18 protein-coding genes are annotated in these 20,301 nt (G+C 63.0%); 9 read left to right on the top strand and 9 right to left on the bottom strand.

Annotated elements, in window-relative coordinates:
* Positions 1-59: 59 nt before the first annotated feature.
* Both proB and N5D30_RS17770 read left to right on the top strand, forming a co-directional pair.
* Positions 60-1,178, top strand: coding sequence for a glutamate 5-kinase (gene proB / locus N5D30_RS17775; protein WP_279910028.1), 1,119 nt, complete (start codon positions 60-62; stop codon positions 1,176-1,178).
* Between the two features lie 150 nt (positions 1,179-1,328).
* Entirely contained in the window at positions 1,329-1,790 is a 462-nt protein-coding gene (locus N5D30_RS17770; RefSeq protein ID WP_220814560.1) for a CreA family protein, read from the top strand.
* Positions 1,791-1,892: 102 nt separating this feature from the next.
* Here the strand turns inward: N5D30_RS17770 and rpsT are convergent, their stop codons facing one another.
* Positions 1,893-2,165 carry a 30S ribosomal protein S20 gene (gene rpsT, locus N5D30_RS17765; protein WP_192318572.1) on the bottom strand — a complete coding sequence of 91 codons (273 nt, stop codon included), beginning with the start codon at positions 2,163-2,165 and terminating at the stop codon, positions 1,893-1,895.
* Between the two features lie 182 nt (positions 2,166-2,347).
* Between rpsT and murJ the strand changes: the two genes are divergently transcribed.
* The 6 genes from murJ (at position 2,348) to ispH (ending at position 9,704) form a co-directional block, all read left to right on the top strand.
* Entirely contained in the window at positions 2,348-3,892 is a 1,545-nt protein-coding gene (murJ, locus tag N5D30_RS17760; RefSeq protein WP_279910025.1) for a murein biosynthesis integral membrane protein MurJ, read from the top strand.
* An 82-nt stretch (positions 3,893-3,974) separates the two neighbouring features.
* Positions 3,975-4,913 (top strand): bifunctional riboflavin kinase/FAD synthetase, encoded by a 939-nt coding sequence (ribF, locus tag N5D30_RS17755; protein ID WP_279910023.1) that lies wholly within the window; start codon positions 3,975-3,977, stop codon positions 4,911-4,913.
* A gap of 14 nt (positions 4,914-4,927) precedes the next feature.
* A complete protein-coding gene (gene ileS / locus N5D30_RS17750) occupies positions 4,928-7,762 on the top strand; it encodes an isoleucine--tRNA ligase (protein ID WP_279910022.1) in 2,835 nt (944 codons plus the stop codon).
* On the top strand, positions 7,755-8,264 hold the full coding sequence (gene lspA / locus N5D30_RS17745; protein WP_220814556.1) for a signal peptidase II: 510 nt from the start codon (positions 7,755-7,757) through the stop codon (positions 8,262-8,264). Before ileS ends, lspA begins: the two co-directional genes overlap by 8 nt.
* Complete coding sequence (fkpB, locus tag N5D30_RS17740) at positions 8,257-8,694, top strand: FKBP-type peptidyl-prolyl cis-trans isomerase (protein WP_279910020.1); 438 nt, start codon at positions 8,257-8,259, stop codon at positions 8,692-8,694. The genes lspA and fkpB overlap by 8 nt, the downstream gene beginning before the upstream one ends.
* Before the next feature lie 65 nt (positions 8,695-8,759).
* Positions 8,760-9,704, top strand: coding sequence for a 4-hydroxy-3-methylbut-2-enyl diphosphate reductase (ispH, locus tag N5D30_RS17735; protein WP_279910019.1), 945 nt, complete (start codon positions 8,760-8,762; stop codon positions 9,702-9,704).
* Between the two features lie 256 nt (positions 9,705-9,960).
* On the opposite strand, the gene N5D30_RS17730 is transcribed toward ispH, so the two are convergent.
* The 7 genes from N5D30_RS17730 to N5D30_RS17700 all read right to left on the bottom strand — a co-directional run bounded on the left by N5D30_RS17730 (position 9,961) and on the right by N5D30_RS17700 (position 17,622).
* Positions 9,961-10,377: a type IV pilin protein gene (locus tag N5D30_RS17730; RefSeq protein ID WP_279910018.1), complete on the bottom strand. Its 417-nt coding sequence runs from the start codon at positions 10,375-10,377 to the stop codon at positions 9,961-9,963.
* A gap of 5 nt (positions 10,378-10,382) precedes the next feature.
* Positions 10,383-14,645: a PilC/PilY family type IV pilus protein gene (locus tag N5D30_RS17725; protein ID WP_279910017.1), complete on the bottom strand. Its 4,263-nt coding sequence runs from the start codon at positions 14,643-14,645 to the stop codon at positions 10,383-10,385.
* 17 nt (positions 14,646-14,662) lie between these two features.
* Positions 14,663-15,232, bottom strand: coding sequence for a PilX N-terminal domain-containing pilus assembly protein (locus N5D30_RS26120; protein ID WP_347881194.1), 570 nt, complete (start codon positions 15,230-15,232; stop codon positions 14,663-14,665).
* Complete coding sequence (locus tag N5D30_RS17715) at positions 15,229-16,053, bottom strand: prepilin-type N-terminal cleavage/methylation domain-containing protein (protein WP_279910016.1); 825 nt, start codon at positions 16,051-16,053, stop codon at positions 15,229-15,231. Before N5D30_RS17715 ends, N5D30_RS26120 begins: the two co-directional genes overlap by 4 nt.
* A 2-nt stretch (positions 16,054-16,055) precedes the next feature.
* Positions 16,056-16,607: a type IV pilus modification protein PilV gene (pilV, locus tag N5D30_RS17710; RefSeq protein WP_279910014.1), complete on the bottom strand. Its 552-nt coding sequence runs from the start codon at positions 16,605-16,607 to the stop codon at positions 16,056-16,058.
* A 2-nt stretch (positions 16,608-16,609) separates the two neighbouring features.
* Positions 16,610-17,020, bottom strand: a complete 411-nt coding sequence (locus tag N5D30_RS17705; protein ID WP_279910013.1) for a GspH/FimT family pseudopilin — start codon at positions 17,018-17,020, stop codon at positions 16,610-16,612.
* A gap of 116 nt (positions 17,021-17,136) precedes the next feature.
* On the bottom strand, positions 17,137-17,622 hold the full coding sequence (locus N5D30_RS17700; protein ID WP_279910012.1) for a GspH/FimT family pseudopilin: 486 nt from the start codon (positions 17,620-17,622) through the stop codon (positions 17,137-17,139).
* An 87-nt stretch (positions 17,623-17,709) separates the two neighbouring features.
* Between N5D30_RS17700 and thiO the strand changes: the two genes are divergently transcribed.
* Positions 17,710-18,837 carry a glycine oxidase ThiO gene (gene thiO / locus N5D30_RS17695; RefSeq protein WP_279910011.1) on the top strand — a complete coding sequence of 376 codons (1,128 nt, stop codon included), beginning with the start codon at positions 17,710-17,712 and terminating at the stop codon, positions 18,835-18,837.
* 122 nt (positions 18,838-18,959) lie between these two features.
* Here thiO and N5D30_RS17690 read toward each other — a convergent pair whose 3' ends face one another.
* Positions 18,960-20,300, bottom strand: coding sequence for a sigma-54 dependent transcriptional regulator (locus N5D30_RS17690; protein WP_279910009.1), 1,341 nt, complete (start codon positions 20,298-20,300; stop codon positions 18,960-18,962).
* Position 20,301 lies beyond the last annotated feature (1 nt).

The raw sequence follows: 20,301 nt of genomic DNA, 5'->3' as shown, positions 1-20,301 counted from the left end.
TCGTGCAGCGCCGCTTTAATAGCGGCGTTGTGCTGATTGGCTTGAATGCAGAGGGCATCATGCGGGACAAGGTGACCGGCGCGCAGCGCTGGGTGGTGAAGATAGGAAGTGCGCTGCTGACCGCCGACGGGCGTGGCCTGGATCGCTCCGCCATGGCGGTGTGGGTCGAGCAGATGGTGGCCCTGCGCAAGGCGGGGGTGGAGCTGGTGCTGGTGTCTTCCGGCGCGGTGGCGGCGGGCATGAGCCGCCTCGGCTGGACCGCTCGCCCGAGCGCGATGCACGAGTTGCAGGCGGCGGCAGCCATCGGTCAGATGGTGCTGGTGCAGGCCTGGGAGTCGAGCTTCGCCGAGCATGGCAAGCACACCGCCCAGGTGCTGCTGACCCATGATGACCTGTCCGACCGCAAGCGCTACCTGAATGCCCGCAGCACCCTGCGCACGCTGGTCGACCTGAGCGTGGTGCCAGTGATCAACGAGAACGACACCGTGGTCACCGACGAGATCCGCTTCGGCGACAACGACACCCTGGCGGCGCTGGTGGCCAACCTGGTGGAGGCCGACCTGCTGGTGATCCTCACCGACCGTGACGGCATGTTCGATGCCGACCCGCGACACAATCCCGATGCCCAGCTGATTTTCGAGGCGCGCGCCGACGATCCGTCGCTGGATGCGGTGGCGGGCGGTACCGGCGGTGCGCTGGGGCGCGGAGGCATGCAGACCAAGCTGCGCGCGGCGCGTCTGGCGGCGCGTTCCGGGGCGCACACGGTGATTGTCGGCGGGCGCATAGAGCGCGTGCTGGATCGCCTCAAGGCGGGCGAGCGCCTGGGGACCCTGCTGGCGCCCGAGCGTGGCCTGCTGGCGGCGCGCAAGCAGTGGTTGGCGGGTCATCTGCAGACTCGCGGCACCCTCGTGCTGGATGCGGGGGCGGTGAAGGCGCTGACGGCCGACCGCAAGAGCCTGTTGCCGGTCGGGGTGCGCGAGGTGCAGGGCAGTTTCCGTCGTGGCGAGATGGTGGTCTGCGTCGGGCCCGATGGGCGCGAGATTGCCCGTGGCCTGGCCAACTACAGTGCCTTGGAGGCGCAGAAGATCATCGGCCAGCCTTCCGATGCCATCGAGAGGCTGCTGGGCTATGTCGACGAGCCGGAGCTGGTGCATCGGGACAATCTGATTCTGGTCTGAAAATCGGCTCACAGGCTGCTGTGCGTCGGCCCTGCCGCGTTAAAAGCAGGCTCGGAAAGCTCATTTACGGCTTGTAAACTCCGCTTCCTCGCCTGCTTTTGTCTTGCATGGCTCTAGCTCGCGAGCCTGTGAGCCGATTTTGGAGGTGTTATGCGTATTGCGAAGGGTTTGCTGGCGGTATGCCTGGCGTTGCCGCTGGTGGCGCAGGCGGAGGAGATCGGCGAGGTCTCCACGGTGTTCAAGTGGGTGGGGCCGAACGACAGAATCGTGGTCGAGGCCTTCGACGATCCCAAGGTGGAGGGCGTGACCTGTTACCTGTCGCGCGCCAAGACGGGTGGGGTCAAGGGTGGTCTGGGATTGGCCGAGGATCGTGCCGAGGCGTCGATTGCCTGTCGTCAGGTCGGTCCCGTCCGCTTCGTCGGCAAGCTGAAGGATGGCGAGGAAGTATTCAAGGAGCGTACCTCGCTGGTGTTCAAGACCATGCAGGTGGTGCGTTTCTTCGACCAGAAGCGCAATACCCTGGTCTATCTGGTGTATAGCGACAGGGTGATCGAGGGTAGTCCGCAGAATGCGGTGACGGCCATCCCGATCCTGCCCTGGGCGGCGCAGTAATCAAGAAGGCCGGAGGATGCTCCGGCTTTTTCTTTTGTTTGAGAAAAATCGCGGGCAATAAAAAACCGGCCCTGAGGCCGGTCTTTTCAAGAACAGAACCAATCAGGCGGCGGTAGCCAGAACCTTGATGTGGCCGTTCAGGCGGCTCTTGTGGCGAGCGGCCTTGTTCTTGTGGATGATGCCCTTGTCGGCCATGCGGTCGATGACCGGAACGGCCAGGGTGTAGGCGGTCTGAGCCTTTTCCAGGTCCTTGGCGTCGATAGCCTTGACCACGTTCTTGATGTAGGTACGGACCATGGAGCGCAGGCTGGCGTTATGGCTACGACGCTTCTCAGCCTGTTTGGCGCGTTTTTTGGCAGAAGGTGTATTGGCCACCGTCAAGCTCCTCGAAAACTAGGGGGATAGCAACAAATAAGGCCGCGAATCATGCCGATGCGCAGCGTGCCTGTCAAGTGGGGAAGTGTCTTCATTGGCTGGTCTGACCAGCGGCGGCTGGTTACACTCCTCGCCTTCATCTGCCGGCCAGCCGCGCCGGCCCTCCGGATCGTCGAGACTCCATGAATCTGCTCAAGTCCCTGGCCGCCGTCAGCTCCCTGACCATGCTCTCCCGCGTGCTGGGCTTCGTCCGCGACACAATCATCGCGCGCACCTTCGGCGCTGGTGTGGCGTCGGACGCCTTCGTCGTCGCCTTCAAGCTGCCCAACCTGCTGCGCCGGATCTTCGCCGAGGGTGCCTTCTCCCAGGCCTTCGTGCCGATCCTGGCCGAGTACAAGACCCAGCAGGGCGAGGAGGCGACCCGCACCTTCCTGGCCTACGTCGCCGGCCTGCTGACCCTGGTGCTGGCGCTGGTGACCTTGCTCGGCATCCTCGCCGCGCCGTGGATCGTCTGGATCACCGCGCCGGGCTTCGCTGACGAGGCCGAGCGGTTCGCGCTGACCACCGATCTGCTGCGGGTGACCTTCCCCTACATATTGCTGATCTCGCTATCGTCGCTGGTCGGTGCGGTGCTCAACACCTGGAACCGCTTCTCGGTGCCGGCGTTCGTGCCGACCCTGCTGAACGTCAGCATGATCGTGTTCTCGGTCTGGTTCGCGCCGTATTTCGATCCGCCGATCATGGCGCTGGGCTGGGCCGTGCTGGTCGGCGGCCTGGCGCAGTTCCTCTGGCAGCTGCCGGCGCTGAAGAAGACCGGCATGCTGGTGCTGCCGCGCCTGAGCCTGCGCGACACGGGCGTGTGGCGGGTGCTCAAGCAGATGGGGCCGGCGATCTTCGGCGTGTCGGTGAGCCAGATCTCGCTGATCATCAACACCATCTTCGCCTCCTTCCTAGTGGCCGGCTCCGTGTCTTGGATGTATTACGCGGATCGCCTGATGGAGCTGCCCTCCGGCGTGCTCGGCGTGGCGTTGGGGACCATCCTGCTGCCGGCGCTGGCCAAGACCTACGCCAGTGCCGACCGCGAGGAGTATTCGCGGCTGCTCGACTGGGGGCTGCGCCTCTGCTTCCTGTTGGTACTGCCCTGCACCCTGGCGCTGGCGATCATCGCCGAGCCGCTGGTCGTCTCGCTATTCCAGTACGGCAAGTTCACTGCCCACGACTCGGCCATGACCCAGCAGGCGCTGGTCGCCTACGCAGTCGGCCTGCTGGCGCTGATCCTGATCAAGATCCTGGCGCCGGGCTTCTATGCCCAGCAGAACATCAAGACCCCGGTGCGCATCGCCATCGTCAGCCTGCTGGCGACCCAGGCGATGAACGCGCTGTTCGTCTTCGGCCTGGATCTTCGGCACGCCGGGCTGGCACTGGCCATCAGCCTGGCGGCGTGCCTTAACGCGGGGCTGCTCTACTGGCAGTTGCGCAGCCGGCGCATGTACCAGCCGCAGCCGGGCTGGACGCCGTTCCTGCTCAAGCTGGTGCTGGCGGTGGTGGTCATGGCGGCGGTGCTGCTGGCGCTGATGCATGTCATGCCGGCATGGGAGGAGGGCGACATGCTGATGCGGCTGCTGCGCCTGGGGGCCTTGGTGGCAACCGGTGCGGTGACCTATTTCGGCATGTTGCTGCTGCTCGGTTTTCGCCCGAGGGATTTCGCCCGCCGCACCATTCATTGACTTGCCCAGCGGCTGACACACTGCCTGTCGCCGATAGTCGCCTGTGCGTATAATCGGCCACTTTGTAAGCAAGAAGCACGCTATGCAGCTGGTCCGCGGCCTCCACAATCTGCTACCTCTGACCCAGGGATGCGTTGCCACCATCGGCAATTTCGATGGCGTGCACCGTGGTCACCAGGCCATCCTGGCTCGCCTGCGTGAACGCGCCATCGAGCTGGGCGTGCCGAGTTGCGTGGTGATCTTCGAGCCGCAGCCGCGTGAGTTCTTCGCGCCCGATACCGCCCCGGCGCGCCTCACCCGTCTGCGCGAGAAACTCGAGCTGCTGGCTGCCCAGGGCGTCGACCGGGTGTTGTGCCTGGCCTTCAATCGCCGTCTGCGCGAGCTGTCCGCCGACGAGTTCGTGCGCCAGGTGCTGGTGGATGGGCTGCACGTGAAGCATCTGGAGGTCGGTGACGACTTCCGCTTCGGTGCCGGCCGCTCCGGTGACTTCGCCTTCCTGGTCCAGGCCGGTGAGCAGCAGGGCTTCAGTGTCGAGGCGGCGCTGACCGTCGAACTGGATGGCGAGCGGGTCAGCAGCACCCGTGTGCGCCAGGCCCTGCAGGCCGGCGAACTGGAGCTGGCCGAGCGCCTGCTGGGCCGCCCCTACGCCCTGGCTGGTCGTGTGCTGCACGGCCAGAAGCTGGCCCGTCAGCTCGGTACACCGACCGCCAACGTGCAGCTGAAACGGCGCAAACCGCCGCTGCGCGGAGTGTTTCTGGTCACTGCGGCGCACGAGGGGCATCGTTTCCCCGGTGTCGCCAATATCGGCCAGCGGCCGACCGTGTCGGGCGATGGCAGCCCGCATCTGGAAGTGCATTTGCTGGAATACGCTGGCGATCTCTATGGCCAGCGCCTGACGGTGGAATTCCACCACAAGCTGCGCGATGAGCAGCGTTTCGCCTCCCTGGAGGCGCTGAAGACGGCGATCGACGCGGATGTCGCCGCCGCCCGGGCCTACTGGCTTGGCCAACCGCTTGATTGATCGAAGAGCCTGAGATGACCGACTACAAAGCCACGCTGAACCTCCCGGATACCGCCTTCCCGATGAAAGCCGGCCTGCCGCAGCGCGAGCCGGAGACCTTGGCACGCTGGGACAGCATTGGCCTGTACCAGAAGCTGCGCCAGCTCGGCGAGACCCGGCCGAAGTTCGTCCTGCACGACGGCCCGCCCTACGCCAACGGCAGCATTCACATCGGTCATGCGCTGAACAAGATTCTCAAGGACATCATCACCCGCTCCAAGACCATGGCCGGCTTCGATGCGCCCTACGTGCCGGGCTGGGATTGCCATGGCCTGCCGATCGAACACAAGGTGGAAACCACCTTCGGCAAGAACCAGCCCGCCGACCTGACCCGCGAGCGCTGCCGTGCCTACGCCGCAGAGCAGGTGGCGGAGCAGAAGGCCGGCTTCATTCGTCTGGGCGTGCTGGGCGAGTGGGACAATCCCTACCTGACCATGAACTTCGTCAACGAAGCCGGCGAAATCCGCGCGCTGGCGGAAATCGTCAAGAACGGTTTCGTGTTCAAGGGCCTGAAGCCGGTCAACTTCTGCTTCGATTGCGGTTCGGCCCTGGCCGAGGCCGAGGTCGAGTATCAGGACAAGAAGTCCGACGCCATCGACGTCGCCTTCCCGATCGAGGACGCCGACAAGCTGGCCGCCGCCTTCGGCCTGGCCAGCCTGGACAAGCCGACCGCCATCGTCATCTGGACCACCACCCCCTGGACCATTCCGGCCAACCAGGCGCTGAACGTGCACCCGGAGTTCACCTACGCGCTGGTGGATGTGGGGGATCGCCTGCTGCTGCTGGCCGAGGAAATGGTCGAGAGCAGCCTGCAGCGTTATGGCCTGCAGGGCGAAGTCATTGCCACTGCCCCGGGCGCCGCACTGGAGCTGATCAATTTCCGCCATCCGTTCTACGATCGCCTGTCGCCGCTGTACCTGGCCGACTACGTCGAACTGGGCGCTGGTACTGGTATCGTCCACTCCGCGCCGGCCTATGGCGAGGACGACTTCTACAGCTGCAAGCGCTACGGGATGAGCAACGACGACATCCTCAACCCGGTGCAGAGCAACGGTGTGTATGTCGACTCGCTGCCATTCTTCGGCGGTCAGTTCATCTGGAAGGCCAACCCGAACATCGTCGCTAAGCTTGAGGAAGTGGGGGCGCTGCTCAAGCATGAGTCGATCAGCCACAGCTACATGCACTGCTGGCGTCACAAGACCCCGCTGATCTACCGCGCCACCGCGCAGTGGTTCGTCGGTATGGACAGCAAGCCAAACGAGGGCGCTACCCTGCGTGAGCGCTCGCTGGCCGCCATCGAACAGACCAAGTTCGTCCCGGCCTGGGGCCAGGCGCGCTTGCACAGCATGATCGCCGGTCGCCCTGACTGGTGCATCTCGCGTCAGCGCAACTGGGGGGTGCCGATTCCGTTCTTCACCCACAAGGAAAGCGGCGAACTGCATCCGCGCACCGTGGAGCTGATGGAGGAAGTCGCCCAGCGTGTCGAGAAGGAGGGCATCGAGGCCTGGTTCAAGCTCGACGCTGCCGAACTGCTCGGTGAAGAAGCCGGTCAGTACGACAAGAGCCGCGACACCCTCGACGTGTGGTTCGACTCGGGCACCACCCACTGGCACGTATTGCGCGGCTCCCATGCCGAACTGGCGCATGTCACCGGCCCGGCGGCCGACCTGTACCTGGAAGGCTCCGACCAGCACCGCGGCTGGTTCCACTCCTCGCTGCTGACGGGATGCGCCATCGATGGTCACGCGCCGTACAAGGAACTGCTGACCCACGGCTTTACCGTCGACGAGCAGGGGCGCAAGCAGTCCAAGTCCCTGGGTAATGTTGTCGCGCCGCAGAAAGTGATCGACAGCCTGGGTGCCGACATCCTGCGCCTGTGGGTGGCGTCGACCGACTACTCCGGCGAGATGGCGGTTTCTGACCAGATCCTGCAGCGCAGCGCCGACGCCTACCGCCGCATCCGCAACACCATGCGCTTCCTGCTGGCCAACCTGGGCGACTTCGATCCGGCCAAGGACCTGCTGCCGGCTGCGCAGATGCTCGATCTGGACCGCTGGGCCGTGGACGCCACCGCGCGCCTGCAGGCTGAGATCATCGAGGCCTACGGCGAATACCGCTTCTGGAACGTCTACTCCAAGGTGCACAACTTCTGCGTGCAGGAGCTGGGCGGCTTCTACCTGGACGTGATCAAGGACCGCCAGTACACCACCGCCGCCGACAGCGTGGCGCGTCGCTCCTGCCAGAGCGCTCAGTACCACATCGCCGAGGCGCTGGTGCGCTGGATCGCGCCGATCCTGGCCTTCACCGCAGACGAGATCTGGTCGTTCCTGCCGGGCGAGCGCAACGAGTCGGTGATGCTGAACACCTGGTACGAGGGGCTCGATCGCCTGCCGCAAGGCTTCGAACTGAATCGCGCCTACTGGGAGCAGCTCACCGCTGTTCGCACGGCCGTGAACAAGGAGCTGGAGAGCCTGCGCAATAGCAAGGCCATCGGCGGCAACCTGCAGGCCGAGGTCACCCTGTACGGCGACGAATCCCTGCAGCAGTCTTTGGCCAAGCTCGACAACGAGCTGCGCTTCGCCCTGATCACTTCCGCCGCCACCGTCGCGCCGCTGGCCGATGCGCCGACCGATGCGGTGGACACCGAAGTGCCCGGCCTCAAGCTGAAGATCGTCAAGTCGGTCCATGCCAAGTGCGGTCGCTGCTGGCACTTCCGTGCCGACGTCGGCGGCAATGCCGCCCACCCGGAGCTGTGCGAGCGTTGCGTGAGCAACATCGAGGGCGATGGTGAGGTGCGCAAGCATGTCTGATGCCTCGCGTTTCGGTCGCCTGGCCTGGCTGTGGTTGACCCTGGCGGTGTTCCTGCTCGACCAGGGCAGCAAGCAGATCGTGCTACAGGTACTGGAGTATGGCCAGCGGGTCACGGTGATCGACGGCTACTTCGACTGGGTCCACGTCTACAACCGCGGTGCGGCCTTCAGCTTCCTGGCCGGCGAGTCCGGCTGGCAACGCTGGTTCTTCGCGGCCATCGCGCTCGGCGTCAGCGCTGTGCTGGTGGTGTGGATGAAGCGCCTGAAACGCGACGAAACCTGGCTGGCCATCGCCCTGGCGCTGGTGCTGGGGGGTGCGCTGGGCAACCTGTACGACCGGGTGGTGCTCGGTCATGTGGTCGACTTCATCCTGGTCCACTGGCAGGACCGCTACCGCTTCCCGGCCTTCAACCTGGCCGACAGCGGCATCACCGTCGGCGCCGTGATGCTGGCGCTGGACATGTTCAAGAGCAAGAAGTCCGGAGAACCCGCCCATGACTGAACAGCGTATCGGCCCGGACAAGGAGGTCACTCTGCACTTCGCCCTCAAGCTGGCCAACGGCGATGTGGTCGACAGCACCTTCGACAAGCAGCCAGCCACCTTCAAGGTCGGCGACGGCAATCTTCTACCGGGCTTCGAAGCTGCGCTCTACGGCTTCAAGGCCGGCGACAAGCGCAGCCTGCAGATCGAGCCGGAAAACGCTTTCGGCCAGCCCAACCCGCAGAACGTGCAAGTGATGCCGCGCACCCAGTTCGCCGAGATGGAGCTGTCCGAAGGACTGCTGATCATCTTCAACGACGCCGCCAATACCGAGCTGCCGGGGGTCGTCAAGACGTTCGACGAGCAGCAGGTGACCATCGACTTCAATCATCCGCTGGCTGGGAAGACGTTGAGCTTTGATGTGGAGATCATTGAGGTTCGTTCGGTCTGATCTGCTTCACTGGGGAGAGGCGTACACTCTCCCCATCGCCTTCTTCGTGCGCCGAGATTCCCAGCATGCAAATCAAACTCGCCAACCCCCGCGGCTTCTGCGCCGGTGTCGACCGCGCCATCGAGATCGTCAACCGTGCTCTGGAGGTATTCGGTGCGCCGATCTATGTACGCCACGAAGTCGTGCATAACAAGTTCGTGGTAGAGGACCTGCGTGCCCGTGGTGCCGTGTTCGTCGAGGAGCTGGACCAGGTGCCGGACAACACCATCGTTATCTTCAGTGCTCATGGTGTGTCCCAGGCCGTTCGCCACGAGGCCGAGCGTCGTGGGCTCAAGGTGTTCGATGCCACTTGTCCGCTGGTGACCAAGGTACACATGGAGGTCGCTCGCTATAGCCGCGACGGTCGTGAATGCATTCTGATCGGTCATGAAGGGCATCCAGAAGTCGAAGGCACCATGGGGCAGTATGACCATCGTAACGGTGGTGCCATCTATCTGGTGGAGGACGAAGAAGACGTAAGCGCGTTGGAGGTGCGCAACCCCGAGGCGCTGGCTTTCGTCACTCAAACCACCCTGTCTATGGACGATACCAGCAAAGTCATAGATGCCTTGCGCGCCAAGTTCCCCAGCATCGGCGGCCCGCGCAAGGATGACATTTGCTATGCCACCCAGAATCGCCAGGATGCGGTGAAACAACTGGCGGCAGAGTGCGATGTGGTGCTGGTGGTCGGTAGCCCCAATAGCTCCAACTCCAATCGTCTGCGCGAGCTGGCTGAGCGTATGGGCACCCCGGCCTATCTGATCGACGGAGCGGAAGATATGCAGCAGGAGTGGTTCGACGGCAAGCTGCGCATCGGCATTACCGCCGGCGCCTCGGCACCGGAGGTGCTGGTACTCGGCGTGGTCGAGCAACTGCGTGGCTGGGGCGCCACTGGCGCGGAAGAGCTGGATGGGCGCCCGGAGAACATTACCTTCTCGATGCCCAAGGAACTGCGAGTCAAGACGCTTTGAGAAAGGCCATGCCTCCGTCGTAGAAGTCTCCTCACCGTCCGTGATGGTGCGCGAAGCAAACAGGGGTAGCGCTGGTGTGGGAGCGGACTTGTCCGCGAGTTTTGGCAGAAACTGAAAGACTCTTTGTTGCACCGTCCCTTCGTTGCAGGAGCGGAATATCCGCGAAATTCGCGGCTGAAGCCGCTCCTACAGGGCGGCCCCATGCCGTAGGAGCCGCGCCTCGCGGGCGAAGCGCGGTGCGGGACTGCCGATGGGGCTATTTCCAGCAGTCTGCTGCATCCTTGCTACCGGTAACATCTTTTACGCCGGTGGCGGTCAGCGTCAGGTCGCCACAGGCATCATCGCTGAATTGCTGCTCTGCAGTGAGGGTATAGCCGCCGTCGCCATCGTTCGTGTCGATGGACAGCGTATATTTCCCTGTCTCCGATGTATCGCCATTCTTCAGGTTGAGTTTGTCCACATCATCGGTGTACTCGTTGTTCTGAGCGAAGTAACGTTCCTGGCGGGCGGCAGCCTCGTTGAGGAATGCCTGGCCTTCGGTGCGGTGGCCGCGCTTTACGAACTCCTGATAGCTGGGATAGGCGATCGACGCGAGGATGCCGATGATCATCACGGTAATCATCATCTCGATAAGGGTGAAGCCGTTCTGGCGGCGATAGTGGTTGCTGAGCACTGGGATCATTCCTCTGTGGGCAGTTGCCGCCAGGTCTGGCGTCCTTCCGTTAGGCCGGAGTTCACGGGGTGTTCGTCAATGCCGTCGCCCTTGTTCACGATCATGTTGCCGTCGAAGAGGCTGAAGTCGCCGCCATCGTAGGTGAAGCCGGAGATGCCGGCATCGTATGTGCCATCGCGATCGAGGTCGAAGGTCGCGTAGTTGGTGGCGCCGCCGGTGGTCGGTTTGATGCCGTAGGCGGTGCCGGTCATGCCGGCTTCGCAGGCGTCGTCACTCGGGGTGATAGTGGTCAGGAGCTGAGTATTGCCCAGCATTTGCATGTTGTAGATCAGGCGCTCGCCACTGGCGGGGAGGTCGATGAACCAGCCCCAGCTGTCGACGTTGCCATCGGCCAGGCCATCGCCGTCGTACCACTCGATGGGGTTCTGGCTGAGGCTGTATACCTGCTTGTTATCGATGGTCTGTGCGGTCAGCTCCTGTTCGACCAAGTTGGTGCGGCCTTTGTCCCCGCTCAACGAGCTGATGGAGGTCTGCCCTGCGGTCTTGCGATCCCAGATACCGTACACGGTCTGCTGGTTGGTATTGGCCTTGTCGTGGATGGTCAGAAACCGCCCGGTACCGAAGGTCACGATATGGCCCAGGCCGGTCTGGTGTCGGGTCAGCAGAGGGGCTGCGGTGATCGGCTGGCGCACATCATCCGCATCTCGGGCCACGTAGAGCGGCTGTCCACCGAAGGAGACCTTGAAGTCATTGGCAGTGGCGGTGGTGGTGAACGGGTTCTCCACGCCGGTCTTGATCAGGTCGAAGCGCCACAGGTTTCCGAGCAGGTCGCCGGCGTAGGCGTAATCGACGATGCCGTCGTTGTTGACGTCATAGGCCATCACGCGCGACAGGCCATTGGCCAGGCTGTCCATGGTTTCGTCTTCTTCCAGCTCCGGGGTGGCGGTCACCTTCTTGATGAGCGAGCCATCCGCGATGTCGAGGAGGAAGAGTACGGCGTTGCTGCTGCCGCTGTCGTAGCCGTTGGGCACGAGGGCCGCCCATTTGCCGTTGTGCAGGCGGACGATGCCTGGCGTTGGCACGCTGTAGCCCATGTCCTCGTCATTCTCGTGGCTGAACTCCCAGAGCAGTTCGGGCTCATCGGGGTTGGTAACGTCCAGGGCGAACACGGCGCGACCACCGGCGCCGAGACTGCCGATCAGCACCTTGTGCCATGCACCGCCGAAGTACACGTCGCGCGCTACGGGCGAGCCGTCGACGAAGTACTGGTGCGGGGTACCGCCTTCCTCGCCGTAGTCGGGAGCGGTGAGGGTCGGCAGGTTCTTGATCACCGCGCTGGGGATGAAGGCGAAGCGCTCGCTGCCGTCTGCGGCGTCGAAGGCATGCAGCATGCCGTCATTGGCACCGACGTAGATGGTGGAGTGCTCGTCCTGCCCGTTCTTGAACTCAAGGTAGTTGCTGCTCTCTTCCATCTGGTTGGCTCTGCCGATGGCGAACAGCGCGCCATTGACCAGCAGCGGGGAGGAATTGACGATATCGCCGAGGCTGCTGCCGCGAATCGTATCCACGCGTGATTCTCCGAGGGTATCGGTCGTACCGTCCGGGGCGGTGTTAAGCAGTGCCTGCTGGTCCTCGTTCAGGTTGTCCCAGGTGAACGACGCCAGCCCGTCATCGCTGGCGAAGAGGATGTTACGGCCACCTGCGCGGGCAGGGTCGGTGATGCTCCATCCTTGATCTTCCGCCGCCGGGTTGTTTTTGTTGGTCTTCTTCAGTGTGCCGCTCCAGGGGTCCACATCGAAGCTGGTGGTGTAGGCGAAGGTGCTGTCGCCGGTGTTGTTGCCTTCCATGCTGACCTTGGGCGAGGTGACGCTGCTGCTACCTTGCGTGATGGCGTTGAAGGCTTTGGTCAACTGCTCCCTGAGTGTCGAGGCGTTGGTTACCAGGAAGTAGTTGTCCGGGGTGCCTGCGGTTTCGGAGTCCCACTTGCCATCCTCTGGTTCACTGTCGGATGCGTTGTTGAAGCCTCCAAAGCCACCCCACTTGGCTGCGTACCAGAGCGGGTTTTCCAAGTTGGTTGTCGAACCTGCTCCGGGGGAAAATGTGCGTGCCTGGGTTGCTATATTGTTCGCTTTTACCAGCGTGCCGTTGCATGTCGACTTGGTCGTTGGGTTACAGGCCCCTGGCTTCTGGCCGGGCTGAGTGTCGAGGCTGTATTTCGTGTAGTTGTTACTGTCACCCCCCGATACTTCGAGGTAGATGCCGTCATCATTACCTGCGCCTGCAATGGTGTAGCCGATGTGCGACTGGTAGCCAGCATTGGCGTAGGTTCGGGTCAGAACGACCTCCACCCTGTTGTCGGCGGTGACTTTCACGTCATATTGCACCGTGACGTCCACATCATAGTCGGCGCCCTGGGCGGCATCGTCGAATACCACGCGGAAGCGAGCCTGCGGTCGCCCGCCGTTGATGGCTAGTGCCTGATCCTGACCCGGCATGTTGTTCATGTAATCGACGAAGAAGCCGGTGATCTGCATGGTAACGTTAGGGTTGCCGGTCACTACCTTGCCGAATGGCACCAGAGTGATGCTACTGTCGCCTACCGGCATGCGTATTTCCGGGAGCGGGGAGGACAGGGCCACTGCGTAAGTTTTGACCCGCTGATCGCCCTTGCTGGTAATCGGGTTGGTATTGGCGTAATAAGCGACGCTGGCGGAATAGTAGGTGCCGCCCTTGGTCGGTTCGTCCGGCAAGCCCCGGATATTGCCAAAGCTGGAGGCCGACTTGGCCGTGGGGGCGTAATCGCTGGCAGCCGTGCCGACCTGGCCGATATTGATGTTTTTGGTGCCACCGATCTCCGCATCCCAGATGGTTTGGCCCCGGGTTGAAACATTCAGGCTCGAGAGCGCCGTGGTCGTTGCCGGTGCAGTTTCATTGAAAGCATTGCCCGGCAGGCTGGAGTCGTAGTTCGGGTTGACGTCGCTGATGACGGTCATGAACGGGCGGGAGCAACGTTTCCCCAGGCCATCGTCTGCGTAAGGGTTGCTCCAGTTGCTGACCTTGGGCAGGGCGAGATTGACATCGTTGTTGCTGGCGTAGGAGTAACTGGCGGTCGGAGCGCTTGCGCCACTCAGGTAGCGCAGCGTTTCGAACATCATCTCGCCAAGGGGGTTGCCCCAGTTGCGGCATTTGCCATTGGCTAACGTGTTGCCGGTGTCGCAGTTGTTATAACTGCCGGTGCTGTTGGGGTCGTCGATCTTCAGGGTGTTCAGGGTCTTGACGATGCCATTGGTCGCAGAGACGAACTGCCCGGTAGTGGAGCTGACCTCGTCCTGGAACGAGCTGAGCGCCTTGCGCAGTACGCCACCCTGGAGGTTGTTGGTGTAGGAGCCGGTCAGCAGGCCGAAGTACATGGTGTCGCTTTCACCGAAGTCATGCAGCAGTCCGGTCGGCCTGTAGTTCTTGCCGTCGTAGCGCTTGCAGTTGTCTTCCAGCAGCCCTTCCTTGCACACCTCGACCCGGACGGTGTAGTCCTGAACATTATCGATGTTTCGGGCCTGTGTGACTTCGGCAGCCACCCAGTCCCAGATTCTAAGTGCCCCTGTTTGCGCCCGCGCGACGCGAAGCGTGGGCGCTCCGTCGGTGGTTAGGCTGGTGCTGGCGAACAGAAGGCGAGTCCCGCTGGTGAAAGGGGTGTAATCCTTGATGTTGTAACCATCGGTGGCGGTATTCACATACTCGGAACCCCAAGTATGGGCGTCCCGGCGTATATAGGCACGCTCCAGAATGGTTCTCGATGCACTGTTGCCGGAGGCCGCCGTTTCGGTCGAGCGGTAGCCTCCGTAAAGCACCTTGCGCAGGGCGTCCATGCGGGAAGTGGTCAGGTAGTTGAGGTAGTCGCCGCTCCACAGGTCGCCAGCACAGGTTTTGTCCGCAGTTTCACTCTGAGGGACGAACACATTGCTGCTGTACTCGTAGCACTTATTCGAGTCGAAGTAGCCGAAATAATCTAGGCCGCCGTCCTCAACAGACAGATGGCCTTTATAGCCAACGTCGATGACCCCGTCGCCATCGAGGTCGGAGGTGTTGTCGTAGGCGGGGGCATACAGGCTGTGGTCGCGGCCCATGACCAGCATGTTCAGCGGTGGGACGGACTCGCTGACGAACAGCGGGGTTTGCGTGAGGGAGCCGCTGTCGGCCCAGACCACGGGCAGGCTGATGGACATGCCGAGCAGGGAGCCGAAGGTGAAGGATGCTATCCGCTGGATCATGGGAGTCTCCTGGCGGCTCATTTCTTGATGAGCAAGGTGGTCGAAGTCAGGCAGAGGGTGGCGGCGGTGCAGGTGTCTCCCGCGTCGCCATCCTTGTAGGCCTGGGCGTTGACTTCGTAGAAGAACTGGCTGCCCGATGGCGCCGCCTCGACGCTGCAGAGGGCGCCGCAGCCGCTGCCGTCGTCATTGGTACCGCCGCCGAACGAGCTTTGTGCGAATGTGACGTAGCGGATGTACCAGCGTGCCTCGCGCTCCAGCGTGGTTTCGCCATCGAGACCGCTGTAATCGACGACGTTCGAGTCCGAGAAGTCGTAGCTGTAGTCAAGGGCATCCGCGATATAGCATGGGCTGTCGCTGTAGTCGCAGTGGTCGATGTCGCCAGCCAGGGAGATGCGTCTTTCCGCCTCGCGCAAGGCCGACTCCGCTGCGTTGCGCAGTCGCTTCTGTTCGATCAGGTTGCCGGTGATGCGGCCTTCCAGCACGACCTCGCGCATGCTGCCGATACCCAGCAGGGTGATGATCAGCAGCATGACCAGGGCGATGACCAGTACGGCGCCGCGTTGTTGGTGGCGTTGGGGGAGGGTCATGGCATCAGGTTCCTCAGGGTAGAGCTGCCGCTCGCCATTTGATAGAGCTTGCCGGCCTCGCACGTGAGCGACTGGCCGGTGAGGTTTTCCCAGTCGCCGACCTCATCCTCATTGTCCGGGTTAGTGCAGACCTTGCTGTCGATGCCCTGGGTTAGGTTGTTCGGCGTGGCGATCAGCAGCACGGAGTAGCGCAGGGCTCGAATGGTTTCGCTCGCATCGGGCGTGGCGGTATAGGAGTCGACTTTCAGCGTATAGGCGTCATCGTTGACGCCATAGTCGAAGTACAGGCCGTCGATGTTGCCGACCAGTTCCTGGCCGTTGCATTTGAGCGTGCCCTCTTCCAGGGTGAATTTCTCGATCATGATTTCGTTGGTGTCGAAGTCCGGGCGGCCGTTGACGTCGTAGGGGGCTTCGAGGTCGCTGCCGCCGCTGAAGGTGTTGCCCAGGCAGTCGGTTTCGCTGTCATTCTTGGGTTGGTAGCGCAGGCACAGGGTGGCGTCATCCACGCGCACCACGGCCTGGCCGGCAGCAAAGTCGCAGTTTTCTGTCGCACTACTACCGCTTTGGGCGGGGAAGGCCGTTTCCATATCGAAGACGGGGTTGCGCCGGTAGCCTGCCTTGGACAGGCGTTCACCGAGCAGCATCAGGGCGAAGCGGCCATTTTCCAGGTTCTCGCCCTGGCCTTGCTGGTAGAGGTAGTTGCGCTTGTTGTCGATGAATATTTGGGTGACGCCCAGAATCAGGAAGCTGCTGACGGCCAGGGCCACCATCAGCTCGACCATGGACAGGCCGCGCTGGTTTCGGAAGGATGTGGGGAACATGGTCAAAACTCCACGCGCACCGAGTAGGTGCAGTATTCGTTGGCGCTGCTATCGTCGCTGCCATCGAGGCATTCTCCGGCCTTGACGGCCCAGGCGAGCTGGATTTCGATGGTGGAGCCTTCGTCATCGCAGTCGCCGGAGGTTTTGGTCCGGCAGATGTGGAATACGCTGTTCATCAGGTCTTCCTCGCCCTGATTCGTCGGCAGGCTGGCCTTGACCCTTTCCGCCCAGCAGCCGAGCCGCTGCGAGGCGCTGGCGTCGGCGAGGGAGGTGCAGTCGTCCGCAGGGTCGGGGAAGTCCTCGTCGGCGGCCTTGTAGTAGTCGGACGACGCGCGCGGCAGGCCGTCGGCGATGACCTTGTCGAGGTCGGCGCGCATCATTTCCTGAAGGTCGTCGGCCAGCATGGCGGCGACGTTGCGCTGGGCCGAGTCCTGGGTATAGGCGATGGTGCGCCCTTGCAGGGCGACTAGGCCCAGCACGCCGATGCAGATCAGCAGGATGGTGACGAGGACTTCGATCATGCTGAAGCCGCGAGAGTCATGCGCTCTGTTCATGCTCAGTCCTGAGTCTTTCTGATGAATCCGGCTGCCTGGGTCGCGACGGTGAAGGACAGACTGTCGTCGCTGTTCTTGAATACGGTGCTGGACACCGTGGCCGTGCCGTTCGGATTGAAGACGATGCTGGTCACGCTGGGGGTGACGGTGACGCTGGCGGGGATTTCCACGCTGCGGTCGCCACTGCTCCAGGCGTCGCTGCCCTGGGTTACGGTGATGCTGGTGCGCTTGGTCACCGCGTCGCTGCGAGCGGAGAGCAGCAGCGCATGAAATTCATTGGTGGTAGCTGTGACGCGGTTGTTTTCGATCAAGCGGCTGAAGGACGGTATGGCGATTGATATGAAGATCGCCAATATGACGAGCGTGATCATCAGCTCGATCAACGTGAAGCCGGCAGTATGTTTTCGGGACATGAAGAAACTCCTGATACGGGTTGCTATATGCCCCGGTTTTTTGTCCAGTGCTCGGGGTATGGGATGAGCGGATGTTCGGGAGGCATGGCCGGTTGGGCTGTGCGCTCCAGCGATGCTTATGGCGTGCAGGTGATGGCATGTGTGCTGCGGACTCGTCCCTGTCTGTTCAGTGTGATACTCCAGCCTTGGCCCGGCTTTGCGCCGCAGTAGGTGAAGGTGCCGTTGCTGGCATGGGAGTGGCCGTCGGGATGGTAGCGGATACGTTTCGACAGGCCTTTCCAAATCAGCGGTGCGGCACTGGATAGGCGGGTGCTGTGGAGCACCTGGCCGCTGTTCTTTTCTCGAACCAGCCAGCCGCGTCGCCAGTCGTTTCTGCAGGTGATGCCGTTGCCGGAGCCGCAGATTTCCACTTCCTGGCGCTGTTCGATGCTGTGGACTCTTGCTGCCTGCAGGCTGGCCCTCAACTGGTCGTGCAGGGTGCGGGCGCGATTGGCATGGAGCATGTCTTGCAATGTCGGTATGCCCAAGGCAAGGGTGATGGCGAGTACACTGATGACCGTAAGCAATTCGAGAAGAGTCGTCGCGCGCTGAGCTTCTTTCATGGTGCAAGTCCTTTGCATGATCTGTCTGGCGCAGTCTTCCTGACCGCATAAGTGTTTATGGTTTGTTTGGCGAATATCGCAAGGTGAATGCGAGGCGCTGGTGGAGGCGTTGTGACACGGGAAACACTAATCGTGGGGGCCGGAGTGATCGGGCTTCTGACCGCCTGGCAACTCGCCCGGGCAGGCGTGCCAGTGGCGTTGCTGGAGGCAGGTAATGTCGGTCGCGAGGCTTCGTGGGCCGGCGGGGGTATCGTTTCGCCACTCTATCCCTGGCGATATGAGGCGGCGGTGACGTCACTGGCGCAGTGGTCGCAGGATTTCTATCCGTGGCTGGGCGAGCACCTGCTGGTGGCGAGTGGGGTAGACCCCGAGGTACATGCCACCGGCCTGTACTGGCTGGATCTGGATGACGAGACCGCCGCGATGGAGTGGTCGATGCGAGGGGGGCGAGGGTTGTGCTCAGTGGGTATCGACGAGGTACGTAGCCGGGTACCTGCTCTGGGGGGGGGCTTTAGGCGGGCTCTGTATCTGTCGGGCGTGGCCAATGTGCGCAACCCGCGTCTGGTGCGGGCATTGCGAGCAGCGTTGGCACAAATGCCGAACGTCGAGTTGCATGAGCACTGTCCGGTAAGCGGTTTCGTTGTCCGTGACGGGCGTGTAGTCGGAGTACGAACTGCGCGAGGCGAACTGCATGCCGGGCGAGTGGTGCTGGCTGCCGGGGCATGGAGTGGCAATCTGCTGGGTGAGATTGGTCTGAGTTTGCCGGTGGAACCGGTGAAGGGGCAGATGATTCTGTACAAGTGTGTCGAAGATTTCCTGCCAGCGATGGTGCTGGCCGGTGGGCGCTATGCGATTCCGCGCCGGGACGGGCATATCTTGGTAGGTAGTACGCTGGAGTATAGGGGCTTTGACAAGACTCCGAGCAATGAGGCCCTGGCAAGCCTCAAGACGTCTGCCGAGGGCATGTTGCCGGCGCTGGCTGGCTTCGAGGTAGTCGGGCACTGGGCGGGATTGCGGCCGGGCTCGCCGAATGGGGTGCCCTTTATTGGTGAAGTGTCGCAGTTTCCTGGGCTGTGGCTGAACTGCGGCCATTACCGCAATGGGCTGGTGCTGGCGCCGGCCTCCTGCGAGCTACTGAAGAACCTGATGTTGGGCGAGACTCCGATCATCGATCCAGCGCCCTATGCGCCGACGGAGCGGTTGGAGGGGCACTGAGAAAATCTTCACACGCAGGAGGGACACCATGTCATGGATGCTCCTGGTTTCTCGCTCGTGCGGAGAGGAGGGCTTCTCGGAGCACTTTAAGCGTAGGGCGGTCGGGCTCATCCGCCCTACGCTCAGTCGATACCCAGCTTCTTCAGGCGGTAGCGCATGGAGCGGAAGGTCAGGCCCAGGCGCTGGGCCGCCGCGGTGCGGTTCCAGCGGTTTTCCTCGAGGGCCTGCATGATCAGTTTGCGCTCGATTTCCTCCAAGTAGTCTTCCAGGTTGTCGATCTGCGCCAGCGAGGCCGTGTCGCCGTCGGCGACCGGGGCGGCGTCCGCGAGGCGCAGGTCGGCAGCCTGGATCTGGTCGTTCTCGCATAGGGTGTAGGCGCGCTCGAGCATGTTCTCCAGCTCGCGCACGTTGCCGGGGAAGCGGTAGCACTTGAGCTTGTCCAACGCCTCCGCGGTCAGCTGCGCGGCGGGCAGGCCGCTGCCGTCGGTCAGGCGCTGCAGCATGGTTTCGGCCAGCAGGGGAATGTCCTCGCGGCGCTCGCGCAGCGGCGGCACGCGCAGTTCGATGACGTTGAGGCGGTAGAACAGGTCCTGGCGGAAGCGGCCCGCCGCCACTTCGGCGGCCAGGTCCTTGTGCGTCGCGCAGAGGATGCGGACGTCGACCACCAGTTCCTGTTGGCCGCCCACGGCCCTGACGGCCTTTTCCTGGATGGCCCGCAGCAGCTTGACCTGCATGGTCAGCGGCAGGTCGGCGACTTCGTCGAGGAACAGGGTGCCGCCGTTGGCCGCCTGGAACAGGCCCTGCTTGTCCTCGATGGCGCCGGTGAAGCTGCCTTTCTTGTGGCCGAAGAATTCGCTCTCCATCAGTTCGGATGGGATGGCGCCGCAGTTGACCGGCACGAACGGTTTCTCCGCCCGCGGGCCCTGTTCGTGGATCAGGCGGGCCACCAGTTCCTTGCCGCTGCCCGATTCGCCGCTGATGTAGACCGGGGCCTGGCTGCGGGCGAGCTTCTGGATCTGGTTGCGCAGGGCCTTCATCGGCGGCGACTCGCCGAGCAGGCGGGTGTCCACCGAGCCTTCCTCGCTGTCGCCCGCGCGCAGGCGCAGCGCCGTGCCCACCAGTTCGCGCAGACGACCGAGGTCCACCGGCTTGGTCAGGAAGTCGAACGCACCGGCCTTGAGGGCGTTGATGGCGGTGTCCAGGCTGCCGTAGGCGGTGATCATCGCCACCGGCACTTGGGCGTGGCGCTGCTGGATGTGCTGGACCAGGTCGAGGCCGGTGCCGTCGGGCAGGCGCATGTCGGTCAGGCACAGGTCGAAGGGCTCGCGCGCCAGCCACTCGCGCGCTTCCTTGACGTTGCGCGCGCTGCGCGTGTCGAGCTTCATGCGCCCCAGGGTGATTTCCAGGAGTTCGCGGATGTCGGGTTCGTCGTCGACGATCAGGGCTCTCTGCCGGGTGCTCATG

Source organism: Pseudomonas sp. GD03875, assembly GCF_029840585.1.
GTDB lineage: Bacteria > Pseudomonadota > Gammaproteobacteria > Pseudomonadales > Pseudomonadaceae > Aquipseudomonas > Aquipseudomonas paralcaligenes.
This window is presented reverse-complemented; position numbering and strand designations above follow the sequence as displayed.

Bases quoted from the DNA above. Each gene is read 5' to 3' on its own strand.
- ispH (WP_279910019.1), top strand. From the start codon at position 8,760: ATGCAAATCAAACTCGCCAACCCCCGCGGCTTCTGCGCCGGTGTCGAC.
- murJ (WP_279910025.1), top strand. From the start codon at position 2,348: ATGAATCTGCTCAAGTCCCTGGCCGCCGTCAGCTCCCTGACCATGCTC.
- N5D30_RS17770 (WP_220814560.1), top strand. From the start codon at position 1,329: ATGCGTATTGCGAAGGGTTTGCTGGCGGTATGCCTGGCGTTGCCGCTG.
- fkpB (WP_279910020.1), top strand. From the start codon at position 8,257: ATGACTGAACAGCGTATCGGCCCGGACAAGGAGGTCACTCTGCACTTC.
- N5D30_RS17700 (WP_279910012.1), bottom strand. From the start codon at position 17,622: ATGAAAGAAGCTCAGCGCGCGACGACTCTTCTCGAATTGCTTACGGTC.
- lspA (WP_220814556.1), top strand. From the start codon at position 7,755: ATGTCTGATGCCTCGCGTTTCGGTCGCCTGGCCTGGCTGTGGTTGACC.
- pilV (WP_279910014.1), bottom strand. From the start codon at position 16,607: ATGAACAGAGCGCATGACTCTCGCGGCTTCAGCATGATCGAAGTCCTC.
- ileS (WP_279910022.1), top strand. From the start codon at position 4,928: ATGACCGACTACAAAGCCACGCTGAACCTCCCGGATACCGCCTTCCCG.
- N5D30_RS17725 (WP_279910017.1), bottom strand. From the start codon at position 14,645: ATGATCCAGCGGATAGCATCCTTCACCTTCGGCTCCCTGCTCGGCATG.
- N5D30_RS26120 (WP_347881194.1), bottom strand. From the start codon at position 15,232: ATGACCCTCCCCCAACGCCACCAACAACGCGGCGCCGTACTGGTCATC.
- N5D30_RS17690 (WP_279910009.1), bottom strand. From the start codon at position 20,300: ATGAGCACCCGGCAGAGAGCCCTGATCGTCGACGACGAACCCGACATC.
- N5D30_RS17715 (WP_279910016.1), bottom strand. From the start codon at position 16,053: ATGTTCCCCACATCCTTCCGAAACCAGCGCGGCCTGTCCATGGTCGAG.
- thiO (WP_279910011.1), top strand. From the start codon at position 17,710: ATGCGAGGCGCTGGTGGAGGCGTTGTGACACGGGAAACACTAATCGTG.
- N5D30_RS17705 (WP_279910013.1), bottom strand. From the start codon at position 17,020: ATGTCCCGAAAACATACTGCCGGCTTCACGTTGATCGAGCTGATGATC.
- proB (WP_279910028.1), top strand. From the start codon at position 60: ATGCGGGACAAGGTGACCGGCGCGCAGCGCTGGGTGGTGAAGATAGGA.
- ribF (WP_279910023.1), top strand. From the start codon at position 3,975: ATGCAGCTGGTCCGCGGCCTCCACAATCTGCTACCTCTGACCCAGGGA.